We start from the raw sequence: 13,984 nt of genomic DNA, 5'->3' as shown, positions 1-13,984 counted from the left end.
GCCATCTTTATTAATTATTTATAACCTAATTTTCTTAAAAAGTTTCCTTTCTCATTGTGTTACATTAAGAAAAAGTTTATAATACTCTATTTGGTTTTTATGAAAAAAACGACATGGTTAGTTTACTTTTAAAAAGTGAAAAAATTTATCGTGATTAATTAAAAGAGAGAATTAAATGAAATTATTTAAATTAATAATGTTAGTTGTTGCTGTAATTTTTAGTATGGGTGCTTGTTCTGGTGGAGGCTCATCATCTGTATCAAATTCGGTTTATGAAGTTGAAAAAGAAATTAATACAAATAGAACTGATCTGAATAAAATAGAGAATAAAGAAATTCAACAAGAGAATAAAGACATTCAACAAGAGAATAAAGACATTCAACAAGAGAATAAAGACATTCAACAAGAGAATAAAGACATTCAACAAGAGAATAAAGAAATTCAACAAGAGAATAAAGAAATTCAACAAGAGAATAAAAATAATGAAATCCTTGTGAAGGAAAATGATGTAACAGATGAAATTAACCAACAAGTTTCTCAACAAAATCAAGAAAATATATTTAGTTTAAAGTCATATACAGATGATTCTAATATCAAAAATATTAGTTATCTAGATTATGGGTATGTTGATCTCATGGATGGTGGAAATAAGGTAAGAACCTTTTTTTATAAAATTACCGATGAAAATGCACAGATTAAAGTATTGCCTGAACAATCAAGTATTGCAGCCACCTATAATGGAAAAGCTTATATGAGTGTAGCGATTAATCCTAATGATATTGAAGTCGGAACGCTTTTCTTAAATATTGATAGCACTGGGGTTAGTGGTTATCTCGAATTTCCTTCTAAATATATTGAATTAGAAAATACACAATTAACAGCTAATGGGTATACAGGGCAAGCAGTTGTGAAAGAATTAGTATATGGTGTGTCACAATCTACAGGAGAAGAAGGTAGTTATAAAGGGGTATTAGCTGGAGGATCAACAAAATTAGATATGACCATTGGTACATTCAAATTAGAAAAAAACAATGTAGAAACAGTAAATGGTCTCTTTTATGGAAGTACTGATATTCCAGAACGGTTAAGAACAATTCCAAATCATTAATTTTCTATAATGTTCAAAAAAGGTATTTCTTTTAAAAAAGAAAAATATGAACAAAAAATTATTTATAACGCTATTGTTTTCTATTTATTTGTCTGTTTTATCAGTTAATGCGGATAGGAATACTGTTTTAGAGCTATCGAGAGATGTAGAGGATATAATTAAAGTGGCTAAGCTAGATGTTCCACAGAAGTTATCTGAAAAAGTTAGTGTTCCAGTTAAAACAACAAAAATTTCGTTAGCAGAAATTGAAAAGAATCCGCAATTAACAGCACAAATATTGAATCAAGCTATTTTACAACGAAATATTGCAGTCATTTCAAAGGTATTGCCTATTTATCGTAATTTTCCAATTAAAGATCAAATTTTAGTTCTCTTTGCTGAAGGCACTTTAGCAGAAGCACAGCATCACTATGAATTGGCTATTATGAAGTTTCGCCAAATTTTAGCGATTGATCCAAAGTTAAATCCTGTTCGCATTGCGTTAGCGATTAATTTATTTAGAGAGCAACAAAATAGTGCTGCTAAAGAACAATTTAATAAAGCCAAATCGGATCAGGATATACCGCAGTCAATTCAACTGCTGATAGAACGTTATTTACAAGCGATTGAACAGCGTTCGGAATGGAAAATCAGTGTGGTGGTTAACTATCTAAAAGAAAATAATGTAAATCATGCTTCTGCAGTTAGAGAAATTGAACATACTGGATTTATTAAAGCAGATAAAATGTTGCCTCAAAGTGCATATGGCTTTGCTTATAGTGTTAATTTAGTGCGTGATTTTAATTTATTAGCAGCACATTATCTTTCATTTGAAAATACATTAGTGGGCAAGTTGTATTGGGATAATCGTGATTATGATGATGTTTTAAATCGAACTTCTTTAGGTTATACCCATAAAAGTGCTAAACAAACGTGGCGGTTATTACCATTTTATGAACGCCGTTGGATTGGTGATAAACGTTATCAATGGGCACAAGGAATACGAGCAGAATGGAATCGATGGTTATCTGATAATTGGCAACTTTCTGGTGCAGTAGAATATGCGAAACAACGCTATTTTGATAGAGAAATGTTGAATGGACATAATCAATTAGCATCATTAACGTTATTGTGGTTACGGAACCCGTTGCAATATTTTTACTGGGGAACAGATGTACAACGGGAACACACCACAGTAAAACAATATAGCTATATTGCACCAACATTAAGGCTAGGTTGGGGACAAGAGTGGTATTGTGGAGTTTCATCACGCTTAAACTTATCTTTCACAAAACGGAATTATCAGGATGAAGCGGTATTAGGGAATGTACTCCCTTTAGGAAAAGTTCGAGTGGATAAGGTATATCAAGTTAACTTTACTTTATGGAAACGAGATTGGCATTTCTGGGGCGTTACGCCAAAACTTAAATTTTCTTGGAAAAAGCAGGAGAGCAATATTCCATCAATGTATGCTTATATGGATAAGAATATAAATTTAGTTTTTGAAAAGACGTTTTAATCGTCTTAATCAAAACAGCACACCCTCAGATACCCACTTCTTGTAAAAATTAAGATGTTTTTCTGCTGGGGATAATCATCCTTTTAATAGGAATCCCTTAAATTTTTGCTACAATATGTGCCAGAAAATAAGTGATAAAAACAAGTAATAGGTAAACTATGGCAATCTTAACCCTCTCTGGCGCATACCTTTCTTTTAGTGATCATCCTTTATTAGATCATACTGATATGACAATTGAATCTGGCGAACGTGTCTGTTTGGTAGGACGCAATGGAGCTGGAAAATCAACACTTTTAAAAATTCTTGCAGGACAAGCTGGATTAGATGATGGGCAAGTGATTGTTGAAAAAGATCGTATTATTGCAAGATTAGAACAAGATCCACCTCGTCATATTGAAGGAACGGTATTTGAGTATGTTGCAGAGGGAATCGAAGATTTAGCGCAACTGTTAAAAGAGTATCATCAGTTGTCGTTACAGTTGGCGAAAGATTACCAAGACAAGACATTAACTCGGCTTTCTGAAATTCAGGCACAATTAGAACATTTAAATGGTTGGCGTTTTGAAAATCGTATCCAAGAGATATTGGCAAAATTGGGGTTAAATCCTGATATTGCTTTATCTGAATTATCGGGAGGCTGGCAACGCAAAGCAGCTTTAGCAAGAGCATTGGTGAGAGAGCCTGATTTGTTATTACTTGATGAACCCACCAACCACCTTGATGTCGATACAATTAATTGGTTAGAAAACCTCTTATTAGAGTTTAAAGGCAGTATTGTTTTTATTTCGCATGACCGTGCATTTATCAGACGAATGGCAACCAGAATTATTGATTTAGATCGGGGTAAATTAGTTTCTTACCCAGGAAATTATGATCAATATTTAGTAGAAAAAGAAGAAAATCTACGGGTTGAAGCGTTACAAAATGAATTATTTGATAAACGGTTAGCACAAGAAGAAGTCTGGATTCGTAAAGGCATTGAAGCAAGACGAACACGCAATGAGGGACGAGTGCGAGCATTGAAAGCGATGCGAGAAGAACGTCGTCAACGTCGTGATGTGATGGGGAAAGCGAATATTCAAGTCGATAATGCGGTGCGTTCAGGAAAAATTGTCTTTGAAATTGAAAATCTTAACTACCAAATTGGTGATAAAGTTTTATTAAAGGATTTTTCAACGACAATTTTACGGGGAGATAAAATTGCTTTAATTGGTCCAAACGGCTGTGGAAAAACAACATTTATTAAATTGTTATTAGGGGAATTACAACCAACCTCAGGGCGAGTACATACGGGGACGAAATTAGAAGTCGCCTATTTTGATCAATATCGTTCATTGCTCGATCCAGAAAAAACGGTAATGGATAATGTCGCAGATGGTAAGCAGGACGTGGAAGTCAATGGCGTAAAACGCCATGTTTTAGGCTATTTGCAAGACTTCCTATTTCCACCAAAGCGTGCAATGACGCCAGTTAAGGCATTGTCTGGTGGTGAAAAAAATCGTTTGTTATTAGCAAAATTATTATTAAAACCGAATAACTTATTGATTTTAGATGAGCCAACTAACGATCTTGATGTAGAAACACTCGAATTATTAGAAGAACTGCTAACGGAATATGCAGGTACAGTAATAATCGTTAGCCATGATCGCCAATTTATTGATAACACGGCGACAGAGTGTTTTATTTTTGAAGGTGACGGTGTCTTGAATAAATATGTTGGCGGTTATCATGATGCTAAACAGCAACAAGCGAATGTATTAGCACAAAAACAAGCAGAATTACCGTCAAATAAAAAAGAGAGTAATGAGAAACAGGATAAGAAGCAAGAGTTTCGAGCCAACAAAGTACGCAAAGTGAAATTGTCTTATAAAGAGCAACAAGAATTAGCACAGATGCCGACTTTGTTAGAAAATTTAGAACAACAAATTCAGCAATTACAGGCAGAAATTAATCATCCAGATTTTTTCACTCAAGCAAATGAAGTCACTAGTGCAAAACTACAGCAATTAGCCGAACAGGAGCAAGCATTAGATGATGCGTTGACTCGCTGGGCGGAATTAGAAGAGATTGCAAATGGTTAATAACTAGCGAAAGAATAAGCAACTATACTTGGCGAGCTTGCATTTCCTATCTATTTATCAGATAATGCGAGCCGTCTTTTCGACAGTCATCTATGGAGTCCTTTTCGGTTCCTCGCAACAAACTCTAGCTCAGCGGGTCAGGTTCGGAAGAAAGCAGCCCAAGTTAGAACTTTGTGTGCCGAGATTCAGCTGGAAAGGACTCCGCCACATTTGTTATATATTAATTTATAGCATCAGTTATCACTTTAAACAGAGAAATTCTATGTAAAACCATCATTTTAAAACCACGAGTCGATGAAGCGGAACGGCAAAAGGCTGAAGCGGAAGCGATATTAAAAAATGATGAGCATAACCAAGCCGCACAAAAACAATTAGATACAGCCAATAAGGTAATAGAAACCTACGGACAAGGCGGTCAAATTCAACTTGCGGTGCGCGCGGTTACAGGCGTATTACAAGGGATAGCAACAGGGGAAGCCTCGCAAGCGGTGGTCGGTGGCTTATCGCCGTATGCCAATTATGCGATAAAGGAAGCAACCACTAATCAAATAACAGGCGAAGTAGATACCCAAGCCAACTTAATGGCACACGCCTTATTAGGTGCAATCGAAGCCTATGCGACTGGGAATAACGCTGCTGCAGGGGCGGCTGGTGCGGTAAGTGGTGAGTTAGCGGCTAAAGTTATTATTTTCTCTTCTCTAATTGAAAGAGCTGGGGTTTAATCCAGCTTTTTATTATAGCTAGACAAAGTCTAGCTATAATAAAGGAGATCTACACCTGATTAGGTGTAGATCAGAAAGTATTATTCATCTATCTTCATCACTCTGCCGAACTACCTTGATTCCAAGTTTGGCTATCTGCTGGTTTTTTAGTTTGTAATAAGAAATGTTGGTATGCTTTTGCGGCAGGTTGAACCACTTTGCCTGATGGTGTAGAGAAAGCAATACCACCTTTTAATAATTGTTGGGTTGTACCTGTTTGAACATTGACACCACTCCAGCCGACATCTAAAGAGTAACCAGAGGCTAACCAAAATTCACTGTTTTGACGGACAAGATGTTTATATTGTTGTCCGATTCTTAAATCAACAAATACACGATCAGCTGTGGTATTAAGTTGAATATTACTAATCTCTCCAACTTCAATTCCTCGATATAACACAGGTGCTCCAATAGAAAGTGAAGCAGCATTTTCTGTTTCTACAACAAGTGGAAAACCATTGCGATATTTATTGCTGTCAACATTCTGGGTTAACATAAATTGTGTTTGCTTGGTACCATTTCCGAAACTAACATCAATATAAGGTTTGAAGAGTGCATCTAAATTCTGCACACCTCCAGCTGAAATTTGCGGTGTAATAAGGGTAAATCGACTGCCTTGTTTGCTTAATTTTCTAAAATAATCACCAATGATTAACGCATCTGCTATCACTTGTTGTTTTTTATCATCAAGTTTAATCGTTTGAATAGAACCAATAGTAACACCTAGATAACGGAGTGGTAGTCCTGTACTGAGGTTGGTTGCATCATTAGCAATTAATTGAATTTGTTGTCCAGCTGCCAATGCAGTGGTTTGATCAGGATAGAGAATCGTTTGTTGCCCACCTTGTGTAATATTATCAAAGCTGATAGCACCTTTTAATAATCGAGTGATTGGTGCAGCTTTAATATCAACGCCTTGTAATGACACATTGACTTGTACCGCACTTTCTGCCCAGAAACGACTTTGTTTGGTAAGTAGGTGACGATATTGTTGATTAATAAATACCCCAATTGCAAATCCTTGTTTGTTAGGTGTGATACTTAAAATTTTTCCGACTGGCAGACGGCGATATAGCACTAATGAATTTTCGCTAATATCAGGTAGTTCTTGCGTAGTGAGTACAATAGTTGGGTCAATATCATTGGATGTGATACCTGCTAAGGCATTGCTGTTATTTTCATACAATGGATATTGGCTTAATGGTTCACTATGTTTATTTGAACTTAATAAGACATTAATTCCACCTTGTAACCATTTGCGAGGTGAATCAACATTCATTTCAATGCCATCACTATTAAGATTTAAATTAAAATTACTTGCTGCAACAAAGCGTGTATCTGCATTGATTAAATGACGATAAGTTGCGAGGATTGCGATTCTGAAAGTTGCTTGGTTAATATCGACTTTACGAGAGACAATTTCACCGATTTTTAAGCCGTTATAAATAATTGGTTGACCTTCTTCAATATTATAAGTTTGCGGTGCAGTTAAGGTCAGCATTAATACGCCAGGCTGTTGTAAGAGTAATTCTGATTGTTTAAGAACATTAAAATTAAGCGCTGGTGTGCCACTACCTTCAACAATTTCAAAATATTTCCCTTGTAAAAATTGAGTGATATTGGTTATATCAGCTAAAGAAGGACGATCGCGTAACACAATTTTTGAACCTGTTTTTAAGTTATTTTTGATACTTGGATCAACTAATAGTTTTGCTTGAATGGTTTTACTACTATGTAATACGGTTTCATCTTCTTCATCATAGTTAATTTCACTGAGAACGCCGACTTGTAAATCACGAAAATAGACGGGAGTTTCATTTTCTTTTAGGCCAGATGTATCTGATGGCAAGGTAATATCAACATTTAAGCCACGTTTGGCGGCTTTAATGGATGAGTAGAGTGAGAAACTACTATTATTTTCCGCTTCTGGACTATCATCGGGTGAATCAAATGCGATTGCACCTTGTAAAATAGCTCGAACACTGTCCATATTGATGGAAATGCCATTGAGGCTAGCATCTGCTTTAATACCACTAATATTCCAGAATCGGCTATCTTTTTTTACAAATTTGGCATATTGCTTATAAATGATTAAATCAATAGCTACTTTCTTGTCATCAGTAAAACTATAGTTGTTGACTTTTCCAACAGGGACTTTACGGAAGAAAATACTAGAGCCTAACTCAACTGAACCAAGATCATCAGCCACTAAATGAATTAAAAGATCACCTTCGTTTAATTCTGCGATAGGCCCTCGTTCTTCGGCAGTAAAGGTATCTGCTTCTTCACCCTTTCCAGGTGAAAGCGTAATGTAATTACCTGAAACTAACGCATCTAGTCCAGAAACACCTGCAAGTGTTGCGGTAGGTTGGACAATCCAAAATTTAGTATCTTCACGTAGTACTGAAACAGCTTCTGGATAGATATTGGCAATCACTTGTACTGATTTCATATCTGGTGTGAAATTCACTTTTTTAACTAAGCCAATTTGTAATCCTTGATATTTAATAGGCGTTTTTTCTGCGACAAGTCCTGAACCTTCAGAAAAGTAGATTGTGATCTGTTCGCCTTGTTCTTTATGTAGTTGATAAAACAGTACAGCTCCAACACAAAAGGCAATAAAGGGTAATAGCCAGAATGGAGAAATTCGTTTAATAGCTGAAATTTTTGCTGGGATTGAGGTATTGGCATTATTTATGTGCTTCATAATTCTTCCAAAGTAATCGTGTATCAAAGACTTCTGCAGAAATCATTGTTAAAAAAACGGCTAAGCCAAAGTAAATTGCGGCAGGCCCGACTGAAAAACTAATAATTTGTCCTCGTGTAACTAACGACATCATCAAAGACAAGACAAAAAGATCAAGCATTGACCAACGTCCGACAAAATGAACAATTTCAAATAACTTCATTTGTAAGTGGATATTCTTACCATGGCGGAAATGAATACAACCGAGCAGGTAGAGCATAATAGCAATTTTAGAAATAGGGACAAAGATACTCGCAATAAATACAATCGCAGCGATACTATAATTCCCCATTTCGATAAAGGTAATCACGCCAGACATTAAGGTATCGGCAGTAGGTACACCATTGACGTAAACTACAGAAATAGGTAATAAATTTGCTGGCAAAAGCATAATTGCTCCAGCAATTAAGGTACTCCAAGTTCGCTGTAAAATTAAATTCGTATCTACCGAAGTATTAGCGTGACAACGGGGACAAAAATGTCCAATGGCTTGTTCAGCAGGAAAACTTAAACCGCAAGTGGTGCAATAACGCAAATGCTCACTTAAAGTTAAATCAGGTGGATAAAATTTATCCCAAAACTGTTTTGGTGATGTTTTGGTAAATAACAAAATGGTCAAAAATGTGACTAAAACAAATGGAAGTAAATAGAGTGTAAAAGAGATACTGGCATATTCTCTTACTTTGAAGGCAGCAACACCAAGCGAAACAAGATAAACATCAAGCATTACCCAAGATTTGATGTAATTCAATGAGAGGAGTAACATCTTGGCGTTAATTTTAAAGAGATAACATATTTGTAATAAAATAATTATTGAAATAAATGCAACTGGCATCACAATCGCACAGAACAGTACCAGAAAGGCGGTATAAGGATAACCTTCAGTTGCCATTTTCCAAATACCACTCCAAATTGAGGTATAAATTGGAGTTCCTAATAATTGAATATTGAGTAGTGGAAAAGAGAAAGCAAATGGCATCAAGATCAAAATTGATAATGCTAAAATTGAACAACGTTTTAAACTCCACAAGTTACCTACTCGAACAGTATGATGGCAATGAGGACAGTTTGCCTTTTGATTTTTCTGTAATGTCGGTAGTAACATTGCGTGATCGCAAATATCACAACAAATAGCACGTTCAGTTACGGAATGGAGAGAAAGTGGTCTAATTTGCATTGAAATTTTGTCTGTAATGACAGGATTCGTTTAAATAAGCCAATAAAGTTGTTGAACAAGTATATAAATAAAGAGAGAATATACAAGTAAAATAATCTCATCGATTTGAATTTTAAATAGGCGTCAATTTTGTTTTGTAAATTATGAGTTCAGGCAAAATTGATACAATTAGGTCAGTCTGATTTAAGACAGTTTTAGACAATTACGAGCAGGACTATGTCGTTAGAAACAGAAAATAAAAATGAACAGCAAGTAAATGCTGAAGCAACTTCAAAAAACAAATTCCAAGAAAATAATCAAGTTATTGCATATTTAGCCGAAAAATTTCCTCTCTGTTTTTCTACTCAAGGTGAAGCAAAACCATTAAAAATTGGTATTTTTCAAGATCTTGTTGAAAAATTAAAAGATGATGAAACTGTTTCTAATAGTCAATTACGCCGTGCATTACGTCAATATACTGCAGGATGGCGTTATTTACATGGATATAAACCAGGTGCGAAACGTGTTGATTTAGACGGAAATCCTTGTGGTGAAGTGGAAATGCAACATATTGAGCATGCTGAACAACGCTTACAAGAGAGTAAAGCGAAAAAATTTGCTAAAGCAGCAGAGCAACGAGCAGCACAAGCGAAAGAGCGTAAGCCTCGTAAACCAAATTTCAAAAAAACGCCAGCAAAAGCTGGTGTTAAACGTAGAGCAGCATTAGTACCAGTTGATCTTGTAGCTTTACAAGAAGCACAACAAGTGAAAATCAAAGTGGGCGAGAAAACCCAAATTGCAACGGTACTGGCTGTAGGTAAAGATAGTGTACGAGTTGAGCTAGCACAAGGCTTAGTGCTCACTGTCACTGAAGATAGAGTATTTCAATTATAATTATCATTAATTGATAATCATCAACAGAAGCAGGGATATCCTGCTTCATGTTTCTAGCTAAGTTCAAATTGATTGATAAATTTATAAAAAATAAGAGGATTGGACACGAATGAAGTTCAAGAGAATTGCACAGAGTATTGTTATTGGTTATTTATTTACTAACGTACCAGCGTGGGCAGTGAAGCCAGAAATTAGTGCGGATAAAATTGTAATCCCGGCAGCAACTGAAGCCAATTCAATTGAGGCAAAGCGTGTAACCGCAAGGTTAATTCAATCTCACTATAAAAAATTTACGCTAGACGATGTAATGTCAGAGAAGATTTTCAATCGTTATGTGAATTTCCTTGATTATAGCCACAATACTTTTTTACAGTCAGATATTGATGCGTTTCGTAGTAAATATGCAAAACATTTTGATGATGATTTAGTGGCTGGTGATTTATCTGCTGCATTTGATATGTATAAAGTATTACAAGAACGTCGTTATCAACGTTATACATATGCCCTTTCTTTACTAGATAAAGAACCAAATTTAAAAGAGAAAGATCAAATCGAAATCGATCGTAGCGAAGCACCATTTCCAAAGACAGAAGAAGAGGCTGATAAACTTTGGAAAGAACGAGTGAAAAATGACATTATTTCTATGCGCTTACAAGGAAAATCTTGGGCACAAATTAAGAAAAAATTGGTAAAACGCTACAACTTAGCCATTAAGCGTTTAACGCAAACAAAACCAGATGACGTTACACAACTGTTTTTGAATTCTTTTGCTCGTGAGTTAGATCCGCATACGAGCTATCTCTCACCTCGTAATGCGAAGAGTTTCCAAGAAGATATGAATTTATCTTTAGAGGGAATTGGGGCAACGTTACAGTCAGAAGATGATGAAACTATTGTGAAGTCATTAGTTCCAGGTGCTCCAGCAGATAAAAGTAAGAAAATCAAAGCAGGAGATAAGATTGTCGGTGTTGGCCAAGGGGCAAAAGGTGAAATTGAAGATGTCGTTGGCTGGCGACTTGATGATGTTGTTGAAAAAATTAAAGGTAAAAAAGGAACAACAGTCCGCCTTGAAATTGAACCTGCAAAAGGTGGTAAAACGAAGATTATTACTTTAGTACGAGATCGTGTGCGTATTGAAGATCGAGCTGCAAAATTAAAAGTTGAAAAAGTGGATGATAAAAATGTTGCCATTATCACTATTCCAAGTTTCTACAATGGGTTAACTGCAGATGTAGTGAAATTATTGAATGAAATGAAGGAGAAAAAAGCAGATACGTTAGTCATTGATTTGCGTAATAATGGTGGTGGTTCATTACCAGAAGTGGTGAATTTAAGTGGATTATTCATTACTGATGGTCCAGTGGTACAAGTGCGTGATGCGTTTAATCGTATTCGTGTACATGAAGACCTTGATCCGCAAGAGCTTTATAATGGTCCAATGATTGTTTTGGTTGATCGTTTTAGTGCATCGGCTTCAGAAATTTTCTCTGCTGCAATGCAAGATTATGGTAGAGCAGTGATTGTAGGACAGAATACGTTTGGTAAAGGAACTGTACAACAAAGCCGTCCATTAAACTTTATTTATGATACTGATCCAACTCCATTAGGAGCGATTCAATATACAATTCAAAAATTCTATCGTATCAATGGTGGTAGTACGCAGTTGAAAGGGGTATCTCCAGATATTCAAATTGCGGAATTTATTGATGAATCTGAATATGGTGAAAGTAAAGAAGAGAACGCATTAGTATGGGATAAAATTCCTGAAGCATCTTATAAAAAAGTAGCGAATTTATCTTCGCTAGTAAAAACATTAACTGAACGTCATAAAGCTCGTGTTGCCAATGATCCTGAATTTATTGTACTAAATCAAGATATTGCAACTCGTGATCAACGTAATGAGCGTAAATTCTTATCATTAAATATCGACGAAAGAAAAGCTGAGAATGATAAAGATGATGAAAAACGCTTAAAAGATCTTAATGCAAGATTTAAACGTGAAGGTAAGAAACCATTGAAAAAATTGGATGACTTACCGAAGGATTATGAAGCACCAGATTTTGTTCTGAAAGAAGTTGAACATATGGCAGTAGATATGTTGCCAGAAAAACAAAATTAATCGTTTAAAAAATCGCCTTGAGTAGGCGATTTTTTTATCTTAACAGTGAAATAACGATAATCTTATTTTATAATATTACATAATTGTTAACTATTTTAATAACTTAAGAACTAATGAATGAGGGGGAGGTTATGATGTTACAGAAAAAACATATCTTAACCACAATTTTATTTTCTGCTGTCGCTTTAGAGCCAAGTTTTGCAGAAGATTCTGTTGCAACGCCAGCTGATCAACAGCCCGTTACGACAGAACAAACAGCATCAATTCAAGTTGAACAACAAGCTAATTTAGAAAAACTACAACAAGTAACACAAGGGATTAAATTAGTTTTCCCTGAAAAATTAGCAGAAATTTATGCAGCTCGTAATTTTGCACCAATTTGGCAAGATGAAAAAGCTAAACAGCTTTTTTTACGTGATTATGCTTTATTAGGATTAACTAATATTTCTAAAGATGTAAAAGAACAATTAGCTCAATTAAAACAATTAGATAGCAATAGTTTGGCTGCTGATATCTTAATTACAGATAGTTGGCTAAATTATTTAAATTATGCGGAGAATGTATCAAGTAATGCACAAAATTGGTTATATGATAGCTATCGTTATAGTGCAAAGTTACCAAAAGATGAATTAATTTCGGCTTGGTTAGCTGCAGTTGCACAACAGCAGCTATTTGCTTTTGTAGAGAAATATAATCAACCAAATCAACGTTATATCCATACAGCACAAGCAGTTGTTGCAGGATTACAGCAACAAACTTTGGATAATGCGACTTTAGCTAAGTTAGCGATTAATCTACAACGTTTACGTTTTATTCCAGATTTTCATACAGGAATTTTTGTGAATATTCCAACTTACCATTTGCACTATTATCGTGATGGTAAAGAGGTGTTGGATTCACGTGTCATTGTTGGTAAGCAAGCAAGAAAAACCCCAGTGATGACCAGCAAGTTGAGTAATATTGTGGTTAATCCACCTTGGAATGCACCAGTACGTTTAATTAATGAAGATTTAATCCCAAAAGTAAGAAAGGATCCAAGTTATATCTATCGTAATGGTTACACGATTATTGATAGTAAAGGGAATACTATTGACCCTTATACGATTGATTGGGATAACATGACGGCGAAACGTTTTCCATATCGTTTACGTCAAGCACCAGGTGGCGACAGTGCATTAGGTAATTTCAAATTTAATATGCCAAGTTCAGATGCGATTTATTTACATGATACGCCAAATCATCGTTTATTTAATAACAAAAATAGAGCAATTAGTTCAGGGTGCGTACGGGTTAATAAGTCTGATGAGCTGGCAACGTTATTGTTGACTGAATCTGGTTGGACGGTAGAGAAAAAAGCTCAAGTATTAAAGAGTCGTAAAACCACATCAGTGCGTATTCAATCAGATAACCCAGTTTATCTTTACTATGTTACAGCGTGGGTAGATGCACAAGGTCAAATGCATACTGTGGCAGATATCTACGGATATGATAAAAACTTAACGTTGGATGACACAACAAAAACGCTTTTACAGCAATATTTGCTTTAATGGTGTAATAGACAAATTTGTTGCTAAAAGTAGGCTTAAAGCCTTATAGTACAAGGCTTTAAGCCTACTTTTTG

The 13,984-nt window shown here is 35.4% G+C and carries 9 protein-coding genes and 1 other RNA gene; 8 read left to right on the top strand and 2 right to left on the bottom strand.

All coding sequences use genetic code 11. The annotated features are described in order from the left end of the window. Positions 1-175: 175 nt before the first annotated feature. The 5 genes from ACFFHT_RS06760 to ACFFHT_RS06740 all read left to right on the top strand — a co-directional run bounded on the left by ACFFHT_RS06760 (position 176) and on the right by ACFFHT_RS06740 (position 5,409). A complete protein-coding gene (locus tag ACFFHT_RS06760; protein ID WP_382374688.1) occupies positions 176-1,108 on the top strand; it encodes a hypothetical protein in 933 nt (310 codons plus the stop codon). 163 nt (positions 1,109-1,271) lie between these two features. After that, positions 1,272-2,606 carry a surface lipoprotein assembly modifier gene (locus tag ACFFHT_RS06755; protein WP_382374686.1) on the top strand — a complete coding sequence of 445 codons (1,335 nt, stop codon included), beginning with the start codon at positions 1,272-1,274 and terminating at the stop codon, positions 2,604-2,606. A gap of 158 nt (positions 2,607-2,764) precedes the next feature. Beyond that, positions 2,765-4,687 (top strand): ABC transporter ATP-binding protein, encoded by a 1,923-nt coding sequence (locus ACFFHT_RS06750; protein ID WP_382374684.1) that lies wholly within the window; start codon positions 2,765-2,767, stop codon positions 4,685-4,687. Between the two features lie 101 nt (positions 4,688-4,788). Then, positions 4,789-4,886: signal recognition particle sRNA small type (gene ffs, locus ACFFHT_RS06745), an RNA gene on the top strand. Between the two features lie 232 nt (positions 4,887-5,118). Beyond that, positions 5,119-5,409, top strand: coding sequence for a hypothetical protein (locus tag ACFFHT_RS06740; RefSeq protein WP_382374682.1), 291 nt, complete (start codon positions 5,119-5,121; stop codon positions 5,407-5,409). A 97-nt stretch (positions 5,410-5,506) separates the two neighbouring features. Here the strand turns inward: ACFFHT_RS06740 and ACFFHT_RS06735 are convergent, their stop codons facing one another. Together ACFFHT_RS06735 and ACFFHT_RS06730 are read right to left on the bottom strand one after the other, a co-directional pair. Next, a complete protein-coding gene (locus ACFFHT_RS06735; RefSeq protein WP_382374680.1) occupies positions 5,507-8,155 on the bottom strand; it encodes a PqiB family protein in 2,649 nt (882 codons plus the stop codon). Further along, positions 8,139-9,371, bottom strand: a complete 1,233-nt coding sequence (locus ACFFHT_RS06730) for a PqiA/YebS family transporter subunit (RefSeq protein ID WP_382374678.1) — start codon at positions 9,369-9,371, stop codon at positions 8,139-8,141. The genes ACFFHT_RS06735 and ACFFHT_RS06730 overlap by 17 nt, the downstream gene beginning before the upstream one ends. 216 nt (positions 9,372-9,587) lie before the next feature. On the opposite strand from ACFFHT_RS06730, the gene proQ reads away from it, so the two are divergent. The 3 genes from proQ to ACFFHT_RS06715 all read left to right on the top strand — a co-directional run bounded on the left by proQ (position 9,588) and on the right by ACFFHT_RS06715 (position 13,910). Continuing rightward, on the top strand, positions 9,588-10,244 hold the full coding sequence (gene proQ / locus ACFFHT_RS06725) for an RNA chaperone ProQ (protein ID WP_382374676.1): 657 nt from the start codon (positions 9,588-9,590) through the stop codon (positions 10,242-10,244). A gap of 109 nt (positions 10,245-10,353) precedes the next feature. Further along, complete coding sequence (gene prc / locus ACFFHT_RS06720) at positions 10,354-12,363, top strand: carboxy terminal-processing peptidase (protein ID WP_382374674.1); 2,010 nt, start codon at positions 10,354-10,356, stop codon at positions 12,361-12,363. A 113-nt stretch (positions 12,364-12,476) separates the two neighbouring features. Continuing rightward, positions 12,477-13,910 carry a L,D-transpeptidase family protein gene (locus ACFFHT_RS06715; RefSeq protein WP_512700263.1) on the top strand — a complete coding sequence of 478 codons (1,434 nt, stop codon included), beginning with the start codon at positions 12,477-12,479 and terminating at the stop codon, positions 13,908-13,910. Positions 13,911-13,984 lie beyond the last annotated feature (74 nt).

The sequence above is a fragment of the Gallibacterium melopsittaci genome (genome assembly GCF_042433085.1).
In the GTDB taxonomy this organism is placed as follows: domain Bacteria; phylum Pseudomonadota; class Gammaproteobacteria; order Enterobacterales; family Pasteurellaceae; genus Gallibacterium; species Gallibacterium melopsittaci.
Note: the sequence above shows the minus strand (reverse complement) of the source record. Positions and strands in the feature narration are given on the sequence as shown.